The organism is Streptomyces sp. NPDC003697, assembly GCF_053587115.1.
Genome location: NZ_JBSFNN010000025.1, coordinates 64,455 through 82,670 on the forward strand (window position 1 = coordinate 64,455; position 18,216 = coordinate 82,670).

General features: G+C 69.2%; 10 protein-coding genes and 3 pseudogenes. 6 read left to right on the top strand and 7 right to left on the bottom strand.

The window, feature by feature from the left end:
• Positions 1-135 precede the first annotated feature (135 nt).
• Both ACWDNY_RS13405 and ACWDNY_RS13410 read right to left on the bottom strand, forming a co-directional pair.
• A complete protein-coding gene (locus tag ACWDNY_RS13405) occupies positions 136-1,713 on the bottom strand; it encodes an ABC transporter substrate-binding protein (RefSeq protein ID WP_451645863.1) in 1,578 nt (525 codons plus the stop codon).
• Positions 1,714-2,020: 307 nt separating this feature from the next.
• Positions 2,021-2,249 (bottom strand): annotated as a pseudogene (locus ACWDNY_RS13410) (IS5/IS1182 family transposase); the annotation flags it as partial.
• Between the two features lie 30 nt (positions 2,250-2,279).
• Between ACWDNY_RS13410 and ACWDNY_RS13415 the strand changes: the two are divergent.
• From ACWDNY_RS13415 to ACWDNY_RS13425, 3 genes and pseudogenes are all read left to right on the top strand, one after another.
• A pseudogene (locus ACWDNY_RS13415) lies at positions 2,280-2,572 on the top strand (hypothetical protein); the annotation flags it as partial.
• A gap of 173 nt (positions 2,573-2,745) precedes the next feature.
• Entirely contained in the window at positions 2,746-4,197 is a 1,452-nt protein-coding gene (locus tag ACWDNY_RS13420; RefSeq protein WP_451645864.1) for an alkaline phosphatase PhoX, read from the top strand.
• Between the two features lie 322 nt (positions 4,198-4,519).
• Positions 4,520-5,410 (top strand): protein NO VEIN domain-containing protein, encoded by an 891-nt coding sequence (locus ACWDNY_RS13425; protein ID WP_451645865.1) that lies wholly within the window; start codon positions 4,520-4,522, stop codon positions 5,408-5,410.
• On the opposite strand, the gene ACWDNY_RS13430 is transcribed toward ACWDNY_RS13425, so the two are convergent.
• Genes ACWDNY_RS13430 through ACWDNY_RS13440 form a run of 3 tightly spaced genes read right to left on the bottom strand, consistent with a single transcriptional unit; the run spans position 5,332 to position 10,401 of the window.
• The gene (locus ACWDNY_RS13430) at positions 5,332-8,082 is read right to left on the bottom strand and encodes an alkaline phosphatase family protein (protein WP_451645866.1); all 2,751 of its coding nucleotides are present in this window, start codon (positions 8,080-8,082) and stop codon (positions 5,332-5,334) included. The genes ACWDNY_RS13425 and ACWDNY_RS13430 overlap by 79 nt on opposite strands.
• Before the next feature lie 4 nt (positions 8,083-8,086).
• A complete protein-coding gene (locus ACWDNY_RS13435) occupies positions 8,087-9,463 on the bottom strand; it encodes an ABC transporter permease (RefSeq protein ID WP_451645867.1) in 1,377 nt (458 codons plus the stop codon).
• The gene (locus tag ACWDNY_RS13440) at positions 9,460-10,401 is read right to left on the bottom strand and encodes an ABC transporter ATP-binding protein (RefSeq protein ID WP_451645868.1); all 942 of its coding nucleotides are present in this window, start codon (positions 10,399-10,401) and stop codon (positions 9,460-9,462) included. Before ACWDNY_RS13440 ends, ACWDNY_RS13435 begins: the two co-directional genes overlap by 4 nt.
• 261 nt (positions 10,402-10,662) lie before the next feature.
• On the opposite strand from ACWDNY_RS13440, the pseudogene ACWDNY_RS13445 reads away from it, so the two are divergent.
• Positions 10,663-11,268: pseudogene (locus ACWDNY_RS13445) on the top strand (replication initiator); the annotation flags it as partial.
• A gap of 212 nt (positions 11,269-11,480) precedes the next feature.
• Here the strand turns inward: ACWDNY_RS13445 and ACWDNY_RS13450 are convergent.
• Positions 11,481-11,618 (bottom strand): hypothetical protein, encoded by a 138-nt coding sequence (locus ACWDNY_RS13450; RefSeq protein ID WP_451645869.1) that lies wholly within the window; start codon positions 11,616-11,618, stop codon positions 11,481-11,483.
• Positions 11,619-12,031: 413 nt separating this feature from the next.
• Between ACWDNY_RS13450 and ACWDNY_RS13455 the strand changes: the two genes are divergently transcribed.
• Complete coding sequence (locus ACWDNY_RS13455) at positions 12,032-12,316, top strand: hypothetical protein (protein ID WP_451645870.1); 285 nt, start codon at positions 12,032-12,034, stop codon at positions 12,314-12,316.
• On the opposite strand, the gene ACWDNY_RS13460 is transcribed toward ACWDNY_RS13455, so the two are convergent.
• Positions 12,264-12,641 (bottom strand): hypothetical protein, encoded by a 378-nt coding sequence (locus tag ACWDNY_RS13460; RefSeq protein ID WP_451645871.1) that lies wholly within the window; start codon positions 12,639-12,641, stop codon positions 12,264-12,266. The genes ACWDNY_RS13455 and ACWDNY_RS13460 overlap by 53 nt on opposite strands.
• Before the next feature lie 293 nt (positions 12,642-12,934).
• Between ACWDNY_RS13460 and ACWDNY_RS13465 the strand changes: the two genes are divergently transcribed.
• On the top strand, positions 12,935-17,503 hold the full coding sequence (locus ACWDNY_RS13465) for an HAD-IC family P-type ATPase (protein ID WP_451645872.1): 4,569 nt from the start codon (positions 12,935-12,937) through the stop codon (positions 17,501-17,503).
• Positions 17,504-18,216: the final 713 nt, after the last annotated feature.

Below are 18,216 nucleotides of genomic sequence, written 5' to 3' on the forward strand. Positions count from 1 at the left end.
TGGGGTTCAAGCGTCGTGCAGAGAGAACGGTGACGATGGGCGTGCCGGCCGGTCCGGGGCCGGGCCTTCGAGGAGCCCGGCGCTCGGGCGGCGGTCCTTGCCCTGCCGGGCGGCGCCCGTGCACGGCTTCGGCCCTCAGCCGTCGACGGAGACGTCGCGGAACCGGTAGTCGGACAAGGGGTGGCTGCGGGTCGGGACCAGTCCGCCGACCCCGGCCGCGTACGCGTCGACCTGGTTCTTGAAGCCCCAGACGATGTAGCCGCCGCGCTCGTACTCGATCTTCTGGGCCGCCTTGAGCAGTTCGTTGCGCTTGCCCTCGTCGAACTGGCCGCGGGCCTGGTTGACGAGGGAGACGAACTCCGGGTCCCTCCAGTGCGTTTCGTTGTAAGGGGCGCCGTTGATCGATCCCTGTTCCACCTGCGCCAGGTAGTTCCGCGTGAACCAGTAGTCCATGGCGAACGGCCAGCTCAGGTACTTGTCGCCGTAGAAGGTCGCGGAGTCGGTCTTGCGGACCCGCACCGTCACCCCGGCGCCCCTGGCCTGCTGGGCGAAGAGCTGCGCGGTCTCGACCGCGCCGATGCCGATGCCGTTGGAGGTGACCAGCTCCACGTTGAGCCCCTCGTGCCCGGCGGCTTTCAACAGGAATCTGGCCTTGTCCAGGTCCTGGACGCGCTGCGGCAGATCGTGGTTGTACGCCGGATCGAAGGGTGCGTAGAGGTCGTTGCCGATGCGTCCCTGTCCTCTGAGCACCTGGCGGACCATCTGCGGCCGGTCGACGATCAGCCGCATCGCCTGGCGGACCCGCTCGTCGTCGAAGGGGCCGGTATCCAGGCGCATCGTCAGCGGGGTCCAGGCCCCGGGCTCCGAGATCAGAACCTTGCAGCCCTGGGCCTCGACCAGCTCCATCTGCTCGAGCGGCAGGTTGTCCATGGCGTCGATCTCCCGGCTGAGCAGCGCGTTGACCCTGGCCGTGTCGTCGGGGAAGTCGATGATGCGCAGTTGGTCGACATGGGCCGGGCGACGCCAGTAGTTGTCGAACCTGGTGAAGACGCTCTCGTCCCCGGGGGTGAAGGACTTGTAGACGAACGGGCCGGTGCCGATGGGTTTCCTGAGGTCGAAGTCCGCCGGGACGACAGCCATGACGGTCTGCGCGAGCAGGTCCTGCAGCAGGGCGTACGGAGTCTTCAGCGGGATCCGCACGGTCAGCGAGTCGATCCGCTTGAGGTCCGCGACGTCGACCACGGCGAGGCTGCTGGCCCCGGCGGCGGGCGCCTTGGGGTTCGCGATCCTGCGCAGGGAGGCGATGACGTCGTCGGCGTCCAGGGTCTTGCCGTTGTGGAACTCCACCCCGGAACGGAGCCTCAGCGTCCAGGCCCTGCCGTCCTTGGACGGCTCCATCGAGTCCGCGAGCAGGGGCTTGACGCGGTATCTCTCGTCATGGACGAACAGCCGCTCGAACAGGTTCACCGCCCGTGCGTGGTCGGGCCAGATGACGGGATTGTGAGGGTCGAGGGTGTCCTTTGCGCTGCCGCCGGTGCAGCCGACGCGCAGGACACCGCCCTTCTTCGGGGTCCTGGCTCCCGAGTCGTCGCCGCCGGACCCGGAGCACCCCGGGAGCAGGCCCGCCGCGGCCGTGGCGAGCAGGCCGCCACCACCACGCAGGACGGTTCTTCGCCTCATCGCCCCGCTGGGGTTGTTTCCGTGCTCGGTCATGGGCAGGTGTCGCCTTCACATCAGGGCCGTTCTCATGGCGCGCTGACTGCTCGGATGACGCGCAGCAGCTCTGCAACGCGGGCAAAGGCCAGTCGGCCGGGCTTCGCGCACGCCACAGCCGACCGCCTCGCCAACGCGGTCATCGCCCCATTACTGATCGTCAGGAGGTTAGAACACATGCCCATCGAACACCCATCGAACATCGGGAAATGGTGCAAGAGATCGGGCCGGGTCTGCCGGACGGGGGTGGACCGGACCACGGCCGGGGATCTCAGCAGTTCACCGCGGCCGCCGCGCCGGTCACCGAATCGGTCAGCCCCTCCACGAACTGCGGCACCGGCACGAGCGCCGGCCCGGCAGGCGACCAGGCAGGCCGACCGCGCGCGGGGAAGGGATGGGTGAACTCCTCGTCGCGGAACAGCGGCCCAACTCGCCCAGCAGCCGGAGTGCCAGGCTTCCCCTCGGGAGCGCTGCCGCGCCACCGGCACCGTCTCCGCCGGGACCTCCCCGGGCCCGTGGGCGGCAACGACATCCACTCGCACCCCACATGACGACGTCGGCCTTCAAGTGAGCACGGCGCCTCGGACGTGCCCGCGCCCTCCCAGGAGCTGGTGGTCCGGCTGACCGTCGACACCCTGGCCGCGCAGCTCCAGGCCGAGGGGAACTCCGAGGAAGTGCAGGCCTGGTGGAGGGACTGGCCGAGCAGCACAGCGGATTCTTCGCGGCGGCGGCATGGCGGGTGGACCACCCCGTGACCGCGGACGTACTGGAGGCGATGGGGCGGCTGTACCCGGACAAGAAGGTGGCCAAGGAGGCGCGCAAGGCCGCTTTCAAGGCCCGCTCCCAGCAGGGCGTCTGACGGCGGGCACCGGCCGGCGGCTTTACCGGCGGTGGGGCATTGCGTACGGATTCATGGAACAGGCACCCCTGAGGCAGCCCGGCGTTCAACTCCTGTTCAGCGCCGGGCGGGAGCGTGAGCGCCGACCTCAGGACGCCACCCTCCACGGCACGCCCACTGTCACAGGAGACACCATGTCGCTCAGCCGCAGGGACTTCGCCAGAAAATCCGCGATCACTGGTGCCGGAGTCGCGCTCGCGGGCAGCGTCGGCGCCCTCGCCACCGCCCCGGGCGCCCTCGCCGCCACGGACACCGGGAGCGCGGACGGCGAGTCGGCCCACGGGCACGGGCACCACGGCGTCGGCTACGGCGCCCTGCTCCCCGACCCCGACGGCATCCTCGCGCTGCCCGCCGGCTTCTCGTACAAGGTCATCACCTACAGCGGGAAGACCAAGCTGGAGACCGGCGAGTTCACCCCGTCCAACCACGACGGCACCGCCACCTTCGACGGCCCGCGCGGCACCACGCTCCTCGTGAACAACCACGAGCTCGCCGGGGCCCGAGCCCGGTGGCCGCACCCGGTGCCGCTCACCGAGGGCCTGGTCTACGACCCGACGGCGGCCGGCGGCTGCACCGTCGTCGAGGTCCGCCGGGGCGGCGAGGTCGCCGAATGGGTGGGCATCGCCGGCACCGCCACCAACTGCGCGGGCGGCAGCACCCCCTGGGGCACCTGGCTCACCTGCGAGGAGACCGAGGACAAGGCCGGCAAGAACGGCTTCACCAAGGACCACGGCTACGTCTTCGAGGTCGACCCCGAGGACCGCCGGGCCAACCGCGACCCCAAGCCCGTCAAGGCCTTCGGCCGCTACGCCCACGAGGCCGTCGTCGTCGACCCCAAGCGTGGTCACGTCTACCTCACCGAGGACGCCTCCAGCCCCAACGGCCTGCTCTACCGCTGGACCCCGCCGAAGGACTTCCGCCACGGCCGCGGCAAGCTGCGCACCCTGGCCGACGACGCCGGCGTGCTGCATGCCTTCAAGTGCTTCGACTCCGGCGGCAAGTTCGTCGACGACCTCTCCCGCGCCACGAAGACCGGCACGGTCTACGGCGTCGACTGGGTCACCGTCCCCGACCGCGACGCCCAGCAGGTCTCCACCCGCAAGCAGTTCACCGACGGCCAGATCACCCGCGCCCGCAAGCTCGAGGGCATGTGGTGGGGCGACGGCGGAGTCTACATCGTCTCCTCGTACGCCCGCGCGGAGAGCCCCGTCCAGCACGACGGCCAGGTCTGGTTCTACGACCCGAAGCGCCGCACCCTGACGCTGAAGGTCCTCATCGGCGTCAACCCGGACCCGTCCGTGGACGGCAACTTCGACGGCCCGGACAACATCACCGTCTCCCCGTACGGCGGCCTGGTCATCGCCGAGGATGGCGAGGGCGTGCAGCACCTGTTCGGCGCGACGGAGAGCGGCCGCACCTACCCGATCGCCCGCAACGAGCTGAACCTCGGGACCGCCGAGGAGCCCGAGTACAGCGAGTTCACCGGGGTCACCTTCTCGCCCGACGGGCGGACCCTGTACGCCAACATCCAGACGCCCGGCATCATGCTGGCCATCACGGGCCCGTGGAAGCGGCACAAGCGCTGAACCGCGGGGTCGCCGGCGGCTGAAGCCGTGCCCTGAGGGCGGCGGCCGGCGGTGGGCGGGGCCATGATGGAAAGCGTGCCCCGCCCACCGACGCCCGGTCCGGCCGACGGCGTCCCCTCCGGGGCGCCGTCCCGGCCGCCGGTCCCGGGCGCCTCGCCTCGGCGTCCACGCCCCGGACCGCCGTCGCCTGGTTGCCGCCGGGTGAGCACAACGGCTGCCTGGGGGGTACCTCGTATTCCCAGAGCGGTCGGTTCAACCTCTCCGCAAGAGACACCCTGACCGATGGTCACGGCGCGCAATGGCAGGTCCAGGAGCCCCCGAGATGGACCCCGCCGTGTTGTCCGACGCACTGCGTTCGCGGCTCGGCGAGCATTTCAAGGAGCTCGCCCGCACGCATGGCCGGAAGCTCACCAAGGCGGAGAGCCGGCTCGTGCATAAGGCTTCTCTCCAGGAGGAGACGCCCGCTGTCTCGGACACGGTCCAAGGCATCCGTGGGACCAAGGTGACCCCTCGTCCGGACACCTCCTTGGCATCCGTGCTGAAACGGCGGAGGACGGCGGAGCTGGGGGAGAAGGAAGACCTCAACCAGCTCGGTTGGACTTTGCGCGATGTCAGTGGACAGAACGTCGGCTACGACCTCCGGAACGGACCCGCAGGAAAGCCCGTACAGATCGAGGTCAGGAAGGTGGACCGACCCGACGCACGGTTCGCCATGACCAACAACGAGATGTCTCTCGTGTTGATGGAGCCGGGCGGTTATCTGCTCGCCATTGTGGTCGGTGGCGGTCGGCACGCCCAGCTGATGTTGCTCGATCTCTCAAGGAGTAGGGTCGCGCGCGGACAGCCAGTACGGTGTCGGCCACATGGCGATCAGGACCAACAAGGAGCTCATGGCCTGGCGGCCGCCGGCCCACCGGCGCGAGCTGAGCGGCGATCAACTGCGCACTCACCTGGAGAAGCAGGGCATACGTATTCCCCTATATCCGACCGACTGGGACACCCTGGAACACGCCCAGAGAGTGGCGTACCTGGCTTGGCGCGACCAGCTGCTCTTCGACACTCCCGAACGGCCGGGGCCCCTGGCCGGCGGACGCCGGCCAGGGGCGGTCAGGCTATGCCGACCGGTCTGCTGCGTCAGCCGTCGTTCTCCGCGGACGGGAGGTTGGCGCCGGGGACGTCCTTGGGCGCGTACATCTTCTTGTCACCCGGGTAGGGCTTGTTGAAGTTGTGGGTGTCGTACCAGGTGTAGCGGTCCATCTGCTCGTTGTTGGCGTAGTCCGGCACGGCGTTGTCACCGGTCAGACGCTGCTTGGAGAGCCACTTCTTCCACTCGTCGGCAAGCGGCTGCTGCGCCGCCGGGACGGCCGTCGTCGTAGGCGCGGGCGCCGTCGCCGGGTTCTGCGGGGCGGGGGTGTCCGTACCGCAGCTGGGCGCCGGGTTCACGCCGAGGGTCAGCGAGGTCCGGTTGGCCACGGCGTTGAACGGCGTGAAGTCGGGCTTGTTCGTGAACGCGTCGGCCATCGGGGTGGCCGCGGTGTCCATCTGGTTCATCGGGTGGATGCCGAGGATCTGCTCGATGGTGCGGACCATCGTGACCTGCGAGTAGTAGTGGCTGTCGACCGTGCCGTGGTTGGCGTACGGGCTGATGATCTGGACCGGCGCGCGGTGGCCGTCGACGTGGTCCTTGCCGGCCTGGGAGTCGTCCTCGACGATGAAGATCGCCGAGTCCTTCCAGTACTTGCTGTGTGTGATCGTGTCGACCATGCGGCCGACCGCGAGGTCGTTGTCCGCGACCTGGGCGGCGGAGTTCGCCGGGCCACCGGTGTGGTCGTTGGAGTACCAGAACATGTTCAGGTCGGCAGGACCGTTCTTCTTGAAGTCCTGCTCCCAGATTTGCTCCTTGTAGACGTCCGGCACGCTGGTGTCGAACTTCGGGAAGCCCTGCACCGAGACGTCGTTGAGCGAGGGGATCGCCGAGCCCGTCTTGATGGGGTACTTGGTCGGCGAGCCGGTCGCGGCCATGTCCTTGCTGTCGCAGTACAGGTTCTGCCAGCTCGCACCCGACGGCTTCTGCTCCAGCGTCTGGAACTCGCCGTAGTCCTTGACGGACTTCCCGGCCGCCTTCGCACCGGTCCAGATGAAGCCGGACTTCTGGTGGCCGAGAACGTCGTCCTCGGTGTCGTAGGAGCGCGTGTACTCACCGGCCGAGGACTCGGTGTACTCCGGGTTGTCCGCCTGGTTCAGCCAGTTGTGGCCCTCGGCGGAGTTCGTGCCCATGTCGTAGAAGTTGTCGTACAGGCCGAACTGCTTGGCCAGCGCGTGCTGGTTGGGCGTCACGTTCTCGCCGAACTGGGTCAGCGAGGAGTCGCCGTTGCCCTGCGGGATGTCGCCGTAGACCTGGTCGTAGGTGCGGTTCTCCTTGACCAGGTAGAAGACGTGCTTGATCGTCGACGGGTCGCCGAGGCGCGCCGGGACCGGCACCGCGGGCACGTTGCCGTTGTTCTGGGACAGCTTGAGCGAGTCGCCGCTCCAGCCGTTCATCTGGAACACCTTGGGCGTGTACGACTTGATCTCGTCGTCGCTCGGCAGGGTGAACGTGGTCAGGCTGGACGTGGTGTCGTGAGTGCCGTGCTTGGAGGGGTTACGGCGGGCGTCTACACCACGGGTGTTGGAGACGACGATCTTCCCACCGACCTGAGCGATCTCCGACGGGAAGTAGTCCGTCGGGAGCAGGCCGACGTAGCGGGCAGGCGTCGCCGCACCCGAGTAGCGGTAGACCGCGACGGCGTTGGCGCGGCCCAGGGTCACCAGCAGACGGGCGTCGTCGGTGAGGGTGACGGCGTTGGGCTCGTAGCCGACCGAGGACTCGGCCCACGGCTGGGTGGAGATGGTCTGGACGACCTTGTCCGTCTTGCTGTCGATGACGGAGACGCTGTTGTCGGCGGTGTTGGTGACGAACAGCACGCCGTTCTTCGCGTACACGGCGGTCGGGTGCAGACCGACGTCGATGGAGCCCACGGTGGCCGACACGTCGGCGGTGTTGATCACGCTGACGGTGCCGGTGGTGGACGCGCCGGTCTCACGGTCGGCCGGCACCTGGGTGCCGTAGGAGTTGATGGTGGTCTCGCCGTCCTTGGCCGGACGGCCGCCCTCGTTGGAGACGTACAGCTTGCCGCCGACCAGGGCCAGGCCGCGCGGGGCGGTGCCGGTGGTCCAAGTGGTCTTGACGGTGCCGGTGGCGGCGTCGATGGCGACGACCTTGTTCTGGCCGTTGACCGCGCCGTACACGGTGGAGCCGTCGGCGGAGAACACCGCGGCACCCACCAGGGCCTGGTGGCCGCTGAGGGTCGGGATGTTGACGGCGACCGGGTTGGCCAGGGTGCCGTCGGCGTTGACGGTGAACTTGGTGTAACCGGTCGCCTGGCCCAGCCACAGCGACTTGCCGTCGCGCGAGTAGGTCGGGCCTTCCTGGCCCACGGCGCTGCTGCTGATGCGCAGGTCGTCGGCCGCGTTGGTGCCGATCTTCTGCGCGATCTTCCCGGTGGACAGGTCCATGATCACCAGGGCGGCGTCGCCGTCGGTGACCGAGGCGGCCAGGTGCTTGCCGTCCGGGCTGACCACCGACGACATGATCTTGCCGGAGTTGATGACCGTGCGGTCACCGTAGGGCTGGATGTACTGGTCGTCGGAGACGACCTGGCCGTGGTCGGTGACCTGGCCAACCTGCTGGGTGCCGAACTGTGCCGTCGAGGCGACCGCCGTGCCGGTGACACCGAGGGCGACCGCGATACCGGCGGTCACCATCATGGTCCGACGGCCAACGAGTCTGCCGAAGAGGTTGACCTGCTCCCTCTGCTGAACCCGGCGCTGTCGTGCAACCTGCATGGAACTATCCCTTCGAGGAGGTGTCGAGCAGTTCGACGTTGCCGTCGAACTGCCAGAGCGGATTCGGGGCGTCTCCGGTCGAAGTCCGCAGCAGGAAGTAGCCGTTCACTTCCTTGGGACCGTCGCCGTCGGCCACGAACCGCCCGTCTGAGGTGATGTCGATCTGGTAAATCGCCGTCCCCGTGACTGCGACGCCTGGCAGATGCCAACTGACGACGCAACGCCAGTTGTTGCCTGCGCCCTCCTGTGCTCCCTTGCCCGCGCTTTTGGCGCATGTCGCCGTGGTGCGCAGTTGCGCCTCCGTGACAGCGGGGCGATGCAGTTGGTCGGTCTGCATGCGATAGAGGTGGGCGAAGGCCGTTGCGACGGAGCGCTGCACCTTGCCCTGCTCGATCCCGGAACCCATGGAAGATGTGGATACGGCTACTGCCGTGACGCTGAGGGCGGTCAGCCCCACCAGCGGCAGTAGCCCGACGGTGAGCGCGTGGCGCCCCGAGCCGTCGTAGGCGAGATTGGTGAAGTCCCGCCGCTGGAACAGCACATAGGCCAGCACGGTCGCAAGGACCGCCCACGCCAGGCTGACCACGACAGCGATCAGCAGCGGAGCGAGCTGCGTGGGGCTGGTGAACAGGCCGTTCCAGGAGATGAAGGCGTAACCCGGCAGTGCCAGGCGCACCGCCACAGGCAGGGGCAGCATCTGCATGACCTGCATGATGATGGCGACGAGCGCGGGCAGCAGCAGCCCCATCGGGGAGCGGCCCAGCATGACGGACCCGAGCAGTCCGATTCCGGCGAGGGCCAGTGTCGGGGCGAGTACGCAGACCCAGGCGAGCAAGATTTTGACCGCGGCGTCCTCCGGCGTCAGCAGGTGGCCGTCGAGGCCGACCAGCGGATGGTTGCCCACCGTCAGGAGGCCGCCGATCGCGCTGGAGCAGGCCAGCCCGGCGACAAGCACCAGGATGACGGTGAGGCTGGCCAATGCCTTCGCAGCGAAGATCCGTCGAGGCGAGCGGACCGCGACGAACAGGTGGCGCCAGGTGCCCAGCCGGTCCTCGGAGGCGAACACATCGCCTGCGACCACCGACGTCAGCAACGGGAACACCCAGGTGCCCGCGAAACCGAGCACCACCAGCGGCCCGGCCCACCCCGTGGCGTGCATCCAGCGCCCGAAGAGGGTGTCCACGGGGAGTGTGCTCTGCTGGCTCACGCCGGCGACGAAGACAGCGGGAACGATCCAGCAGGAGAGGACCAGCAGGCGGATCCGCCACTGGGAGACGAGCTTGACGAACTCGAAGCAACAGACGCGGGTGACGGGGACGCGACGGCCCCGGGTCACGGGCTCGTGTTCCTGTTCCGGGCTCTGGGTGAGGGCAGCGGTCATCGGCCGGCCTCCTGCTGCTGGGTGAGGGCGAGAAACGCGGCTTCGAGCGGCGACACCACGGGAGCGAGCTCGCGGAGCGCGACGCCCTCCTCCACGAGCCGCACCACGAGGTCGCCCAGTGCGGGCACCAGGGCGCGGACGACGAGCAGTTCGGCGTCCCGGCGTACCCCGGCGTCGTCGACGACGCGGATCCCGGGCGTGTCGTCGGCCATCCGGCGGGCGGCCTGCGGGTCGGAGGTGAGCAGCCGGTAGTCGAGTTCTCGGTTGTCGGCGGCCAGCTTGCTCGGCGGGCCGGAGAAGACGACGCGTCCGGTGGCGACGATGGTCACCTCGGAGCACAGCGCCTCGAGGTCGTCCATATTGTGGCTCGAGAGGACGACGGCGGTCCCGTCCGCCGCGAGCCGGTTCAGGACACGGTGCACGTGCTTCTTGCCTGCAGGATCGAGGCCGTTGGACGGTTCGTCGAGTACGAGCAGCCGGGGCTTGGTCAGCAGGGCGGCGGCGAGTCCGAGCCGCTGGCGCATGCCGAGGGAGAAGCCGCGGGTGCGGTCGTCGGCGACGCCGGTGAGGCCGACCTCGGCGAGTACGTCGTCGATTCCCGCAGAGCGCGCGTCGTGGCCACGCAGTGCGGCCAGCGCGGCGAGGTTCTGCCGCGGGGTCAGTGACGGGTAGAGAGCGGGACCGTCCACGAAGCCGGCGACACCGTCGGGAGCGTCGAGTGCCCTCCCGACCGGCGTCCCCAGGACCTCGAGGCGGCCGCTGTCGGCAACCGCGAGTCCCAGCAGAAGACCGAGCAAGGTCGTCTTCCCGGCGCCGTTCGGTCCGACCAGGCCGTGGATCTGCCCCTGCGTCACATCGAGGTCGATGCCGTCGAGCGCGACGACGTCACCGAAACTCTTCGTGACGCCGCGAGCCCGGATTGCGCGGAGTTGTTCCATGGGTCCCTTCCTTCAAAAGCCTTAAGGACCCTAGGGACCGATCACGCTGCTCAGGGGATGGGGAGTTGAATGTTGATGGAACATGAGACGACTTGGCATTCGCGACGTCGCCAACAGGTCGGCGTCAACCGCGCTTCACCCAGCGGCTTTTGCGATTCCTTGGATTCCAAGGCGCCGGAGCAAATGTAGAAGTGGCGATCACGAATGATGTCCGTTACTAGGGGGTTGACTGAGAAGTAACCCCGGCTTCATGGATGGAGGATTACGGCCGGAGGATCAACGAGAAGTCAGTCGCCGGGGCGGAACCGACACTCGGTGTTACCGCGCAGGCAGTGGTCGATCAGGGGCCCACGGTGCAGCGGGACCTGGCGACGGCGACGGGAGGACACCGGGCACGTCCTGCATACGTACTCCACCGGCAACGAGCCGGGTGGTGTCCTCCGGGAAACCTGCGGCAACCGGCGGGCCTCCCGCTGCCCGGCCTGCGCCTGGACCTATGCCGGGGACACCTACCACCTCATCCGCGCCGGCCTCGTCGGCGACCTCGACAAAGGCACCCCCGACACGATCCGCGACCACCCGCGCGTGTTCGCCACCCTCACCGCACCCTCCTTCGGCCCGGTCCACAATCGGCCCGGTAACCGGCCCTGCAACTGCGACATCCACCACCAGGAGGACGGGCCCGAACTGGGCACTCCCCTCGAGACGTACGACTACGCGGGCGCCATGCTGTGGAACAACCACGCCTCCGACCTGTGGCGCTACTTCACGATCTACCTGCGCCGCGAGATCGCGAAGCGTGCCGGGCTCACGCAGAAGGCCGCGCGCGAGCAGTCGCGGGTCTCCTTCGGCAAGGTCGCCGAGTATTAAGAGCGCGGAGCCGTCCACTTCCACGCCGTCATCCGCTTCGACCTCGATTCGTCTGCGGCCTGACGGCCGTGGGTGATCCGGTGGGTTGCCCTGGTTTGCCCTTCCGGTGAGGATGAGGGCCTTCGCATGCGCTGCATGGGCGTCGGGGTCCACCGGTCCGAGGCGGTGCGGCTCCTCCTTCCTGGTCTTCGTCGGGACGGGGCCGGCCGTCAGGTGACGGCCGGAAGCTTCATTGCGTGCCGCCAGGCGGTGGCGAACGCCGGTGTCCAGGGCCAGGTGTGGTCGAGGTGGAGGGCTCGCCTGCGGGCGTGCCGGGTGAGACGGCCGGGCAGATGGTAGAGCTTCATCCGGATCGATTCCGGTTCTGCACCCGGTGCCGTGTACTGCTCGGCGGCATGTCGTGCCAGGCAGTGGCGCCGGGACCGTCGGTTGCGCAAGCGGGTGGCCGCAGAATTGAGCGGTGCCGGCCGGGCCGAGTGCCCCGAGTGCGGGACGACTTGGGTGGCCGAGGTGGACCGCCTTTCGAAACGCGGTTACTGCTCGCGGCGGTGCGTCACGTGGGCCTGGAGGGCAAGGAAGGAAACGTTCGGCGAACGGCCACAGTGCCCGCATCGCGAACGCATCCGAATCCCCACTCCGGGCGGAGCATGGTCAATTAAGGTCGCAGGTTGTGATCGTCGTATTGCCGGTCCGACTCTCGGTCGGGAAGCGGGACGGGTCTCGCCACGGCCGCGGCCGTGCTCCGGCCCGCGGTGGGTGGGTGAATGCCACGCCCGAAGGGATCAACGACGCCGACAAGGTCGGCACGGTCAGCGCGGACCGCTATGCCGAGACCGTCGCTGAACTGCGGAAACTGGTCGAGACGGCCAGCCGGATCCAGTTCACGGTCGGCAACTACGCGCTCGAAGTCGAGCCGATGCGCGAGGCCGGCGGGTGGCATCTCCTCGAGGGGTACGCGACAGCCAGACGCGGACCGAGTCGGTGTGTGCTCGTCAAGGGCTGTGGTGGGCTTCGGCTTTCGGTGCTGTGGGCTCGTCGATGGTGACTGCCTGTGCGGACGTCTGGGTGGCCGGTGATGGGGATGGGAGGGCTCCGCTGCGGCGCAGGACGGCGTAGCCGATGCCGATTCCGGCGGCGACGGGCCATTCGAGGGCGCCTGCCAGGGCGAGGGCGCCGAGCCCGGCGTACAGCGGAAGTCCGCCCTTGGCGGGCAGGACGCGCTGTGCAGCCGCGACGGGAAGGGTGATGATCTTTTGTGCGGCATGGGCGACGTCGTCGAGCGGGATGGTGATGGTGTGCCCGTCGTGGTCGTGTCCCGGCTGCTGGGCGGTGGGCTCCATGTTGGGGGCCTGAGCTGTCGTCTCGGTCATGTGATCACTCCATTGCACTCGTCGATTCATCCACGTTATGACCGATTCATATAGATTTCAGAGTCCGTTGGCTTGTGCGTGGGCAGTCGGTGGCTGAGCACCGCGGACGCCCCCCGGGTGAGGGAGTTTCGCCGGTGTTGCGAGGTGCTGTGGTGATGTCGCTGGGCCGCCGGTTAGTGGCCGGGGCGCCGTCTGCTGTGGCTGTGTCCTGCCAGGTAATCGCCTCGCGGGCGGTGTGGACGACGGCGGGGGCGCTGCAGGTACTGGATGGGAGCCTGCAGAGGGCCTCGTGGATGGGCGATGCGGTCTCACGCGAGGTGGTCAGGGCGGCCGAAGTGGTGCGGGATGCGGGGCCGGCCAGGCGGCGCAGGCGCGTGTGGTCGCAGGCGGGAAGGGCGCACATCGAGGTACGGGGCCTGGCCGGACAGGGGAGGCGGCGAGAGCGGCTGGCCGCGGGACTGGAGTCGGCGCTGGCCGAGCTGGCGGGGGTGCGCTGGGTGCGGGTGAACGCGGCGCTGGGCCAGGTGGTGGTCGACGCGGCGGAGGTCTTCGATCTTGAGGCGGCGCTGCAGGTGGTGCGCGCGATGGAGCGGGCGCACGATGTCGCGGAGCAGTCGTTCACGCATGACCATCCGAGTGCGGCGTTCGACGATGTCCCGGAAGTGCTGGCCAAGATCGCATTGCTTTCCGACTGCGTAGGGCTGGTCGGCACCGTGGTCGGCTGGACGGCTTCGGTTGCCCGGTTGCCGCGCGCGGTACGGGTGCCGCTGGTCGTGGCCGATACTCAGCCGCGGGTGCGCCGGTGGCTGGAGCGGCAGGTGGGCCGTGCCCATGCGGACGCATTTGTGACCATGGCCGGGGCGCTCGTCTACTCGGCCACCGGTGGGATGACGCCGCTGGCGCTGGACGCCGTCCAACAGTGGTTCAAGCTCGGTGAGGCGCGCAGTCGGCGGGCGGTGTGGGAGCGCCGGGAGGGCGAGCTGGTGGCCGACGGTGCCGGTCTTCCCCAGCAGGCCACGACCCCGTCGCCGCGGCCGGCCACGGTGCCGGCGGGACCGGTGGAGAAGTGTGCGGAGTGGACGTCTGTCACCGCCCTGCTGGGCGCCGCCGGGCTGGCGGCCTGGACCAGGGATGTGGAACAGGCGGGTCGAGCTGTCCTGGCGACGGTGCCCAAGGCGGCCGGGGCGGGACGTGAGGCGTTCTGCACGGTGCTGGGCCGTGACCTGGCGCAGGCGGGTGTGATGGTGATGAATCCTGCAGCGTTGCGCCTGCTGGACCGGGTGTCCGCCGTCATCATCGATTCTCCGGCCCTATGCGTTTCGCGACTGCGGCTGCTGTCGGCGACAGCCGGTGCGGAGCAGGACGAGGCAGCGTTGTGGCAGGCCGCGCAGACGGTCCTGACCGGACAGACTCTGAAGGACATGGCCGGTCCGGGTCCGTGGGCGGCGGGTGGCTGGCGGCTGCGGCGCCGACTGGATGGTCTGCATCAGCGGCCTGACACCGGTCCCGGTCTGCACCTGGAGGTGCGTGACGCAGGTGACCGGCTGCTGGGGCGGGTCGTGGTGGGATGCGAACTTGATCCACTGGCTGATGCGGTGATCGCGGCAGCCCGCTGCGGCAACCGCCGCCTGGAGATGACCGAGCACGCCAGCGTTGCTGAGCTGCTGCGATGGGCCGATCACGCCGTGCCCGCGGACGGGGCGCTGACCGGGCGGGTACGCGCACTGCAGCAAGACGGCCACGTGGTCGCGCTGATCACCTGCTGCGACAGCGAAGCACTCGCAGCCGCGGACGTGGGAGTGGCCCTCCCCCTGTCGGCCGGTTTCGCAAGACCGGCTCAAACGGCGCCGTGGTCGGCGGACCTCGTATGCACGCCGGGGCTGGAACATGCCTGGCGCGTACTGTCGGCCCTGGACGAAGCACACCAGGTCAGCGCAGCCTCGGCACGCCTGTCGATCGGCGGGTCCGCGCTAGGCGCCTTGATCGCGGCTGCCGACAACACCCACCGCATGTGGGGTCTGACGACCTCTCCCGTCCACGGCGCCATGCTCCTGGCACAGATCGGTGGCGTCCGCGCGGCCCGGCGCCTTGCCCGCCGGCCCCGGCCCGCCGGTCATATCCGCGGCGCCTGGCACGCCATGAACGCAGACGACGTCCTTCGTGTCCTGCGCCCGGTGCGCCACGCCACCGCCAGAGAGCAAGCAACACCTGCTGCGGCTGCCCGGACGGCATTCGACCGAATGCGGCACCGGCTGGCCGGGGCTACCACGGCAGCAGTAGCGTCCCTGGGTTTGGCGGCGCAACTGCAGCATGCAGGTGAGCTGCTGGACGCGGTGCGCGAGGAACTGCGCGACCCTCTGACCCCAGTGCTGGCCCTCGGTGCCGCGGCGTCCGCCGCAGTCGGATCGAGTGTCGACTCACTGCTGGTGGGCGGAGTAATGGCAGGCAACGCCGTGATCAGTGGCGCCCAGCGGATGCGATCCGAGCAGGCTTTGAAAACCCTTCTGGCGAAGGAGAGCACCACTGCCCGCCGCCTGCGCCAGGTGCCGGACGACCCGGGCCCAGGCTTCCTCGAGCTGCTGGAGACGACGCCTTCCGACACGATGGATGCAAGCAATCTTCAGGTGGGCGACGTGATCGTCCTGCAGCCGTCCGAGGTGGTGCCGGCGGATGCCCGGCTGCTGGCCTGTGACCAGCTCGAAATCGACGAGGCGGCACTGACCGGCGAACCCACCCCGGTGGCAAAGTATCCGGCGGCCACTCCAGGGGCGGACCTGGCCGAGCGGTCTTGCATGGTCTACGAGGGATGTACTGTGCTGACGGGCACCGGCGTGGCCATCGTCGTCGCCACGGGCGGACAGACCGAGGCAGGCCGCGCCGCCGACCTTGCCGGACAAGCCACCATCGCGCCTGGCATCGAAGGACGCCTCGCGGCACTGACACAGACGGCACTGCCCGTGGTCGGTGTCGGCGGGGCAGTGGTCACCGCCCTCGGTCTGCTGCGCGGCCTGCCCCTGCGCCAAGCATTGGCATCCGGTGTGGCTGTCGCGGTCGCTGCCGTCCCTGAGGGCTTGCCACTGGTCGCCACCGTCGCTCAGTCAGCGGCCGCACGGCGGCTGTCCCGCTACGGCGTCCTGCCCCGCTCCGCCCGCGCGCTCGAAGCCCTCGGACGCGTCGACGTGATCTGCTTCGACAAAACCGGCACCCTCACCGAAGGCCGCCTGGCCCTGACGTGCCTGGCCTCCACCGAGGCAATCCTTCCCCCCGACACGGAAGAGGCGCACCGTCTGCTGCGCATTGCAATCCGTGCCTGCCCGGCCGCCGACATGCCCTTGTCCCATGCCACCGACCGTGCCGTGCTGGAAGCCGCCCGCAGGTGTGACATCGACGACCCCGGCTGGACACAGCATGCGGAACTGCCCTTCGAAGCCAGCCGCGGCTACTCGGCTTCCGTGGGAACCGACGGCGGCCGCCGTCTTCTCGCGGTCAAAGGGGCACCGGAAATCATTCTCCAGCGCAGCACCACCACCCTCGCCATGGATCTTCCGGACGGCGAGGCCGGCAGGGGGAGCGCTCTGCTTCCGCTCGATGAGAAGCGGCTGGAAGCCGCGCACCGCATGATGCGACAGCTCGCCGACCAGGGCCTGCGCGTCCTGGCCGTCGCACAGGCCGCTCTACCCATGAACGGACCGACTATCGGGGGCCGGGAACAAGCGGCGGGTCAGGCAACCAGTACCGCCGTGCCGGCCGACACGATAGCCGACCTCGTCCACGATCTGACGCTGCTGGGCTTCCTGGCCATCGCCGACGCCCCCCGCCCCACAGCCGCCGACGCCGTCAAACGCCTCACCGACGCGGGCGTACGCATGGTCATGATCACCGGAGACCATCCGGCCACCGCCGCCGCCATCGCCCGCGACCTCGGCATCACCCACACCACCCAGACCATCCTCACCGGCACCGACATCGACTCCCTCACGGCCGGCGACCGCACCACAGCCATCGACCAGGCCAGACTCTTCGCCCGCGTCTCACCCGAACACAAAGTCCGCATCGTCCAAGCCCTGCGCGAGGCCGGACACGTCGTCGCCATGGCCGGAGACGGCGTCAACGACGCAGCCGCCATCCGCCTCGCCGACATCGGCATCGGCCTCGCCGCCCACGGATCCACCGCCGCACGCGCCGCCGCCGACCTCGTCCTCACCGAGCCCGATCTCACCCACATCCTCGACGCCCTCCACGAAGGACGCGCCTTGTGGGCCAGCGTCCGCGACGCCGTCGCCATCCTCGTCGGCGGCAACGCCGGCGAAGTCGCCTTCACCATCCTCGGCACCGCACTCGCCGGACGCGCCCCCCTCGGCACCCGCCAACTCCTCCTGGTCAACCTCCTCACCGACATGCTCCCCGCCCTCGCCGTCGCCCTCGCCCACCGCACCACCGCCAGCACCGCGGTCATGGACCAGCCCGCCCCCGCCCTCATGGGACCCGACCTGGCACGACTGCTCGCCATCCGCGGGACCACCACCACCCTCGCCGCCACCGCCGCATGGCAGACCGGCCGCCTCACCGGCCGCGCCCGCCGCGCCGACACCATGGCACTGGCAGCCCTGATCACCGCCCAGCTCGGCCAGACCCTCATCACCGACTGGCGCAGCCCGCTCGTCCTGGCCACCACCGCCCTGTCCACGACAGCCCTCCTCGCCGTCGTGCAGACCCCGGGTCTGAGCCACTTCTTCGGCTGCACACCCCTGGGTCCCGTCGCCTGGACCACCGTCACCGCATGCGCCACGACAGCGACCTTCACCGCCGCCACCGCCCCCCGCCTCCTCACCCCCACCCCACGTCCGGCCACCACCCCGTAACCGCACACAGCACCATCAGGCCTGATGACACCCAGCAGCGAGCAGGCCGAGCGGGAAGAGGACGATCGCCTACCGAGCACACCGCACTCTCGTTCACCCTCCGTTGGCACAGACATCGTTTTGAAGCCATCGACGCGCCTCAGAAGCGGGTTGTCCTGAGGTGAACGGGCGAAACCAGCCATTTCCGTGGCTTGATCAGCTTAAGGACACTGTCGTGCCCCTCACCCTCGTTATCACGCTGCCCCGCACCCCGCTCGCGTCGCAGGCGCAGTCGCTGGTCCGCACCCTCACCCCGCTCGCGACACCTCTCCTTGGGATGGCCATCGACGCCAGCGGCCTGGCACTGCCCGCACGCCTCCTGCTTCACGCCGCGCTGCACGCTATGGGGCCTTCCAGGCCGCAGCCTGCGGCCGGGGCCGACCTTCCCGCACCCGAGCGGCATTAGGCCGAACGGGGGCGGAATCGGCCCCCTGGCCCTCATCAGTCATGAGAGGCCGGGCCACTGAGGGCGCGGTCACGGACTGAAGGTGATGAACTGATGGAACCTACTGCTGTGGTGCCGTTTGTTCTGCTCATTCTGGTGTCCCCTTGCGCGAGGCTCCTCGGTAGCCTGTCTTGGACCGTGTCCTATGTGGTGAGGCGGAGCAGTCGCTTGTAGCAACACAGGGCGGCGGCGAGGCCGAGAAAGGCCAGGTAGTTACGGGGATCGCGTT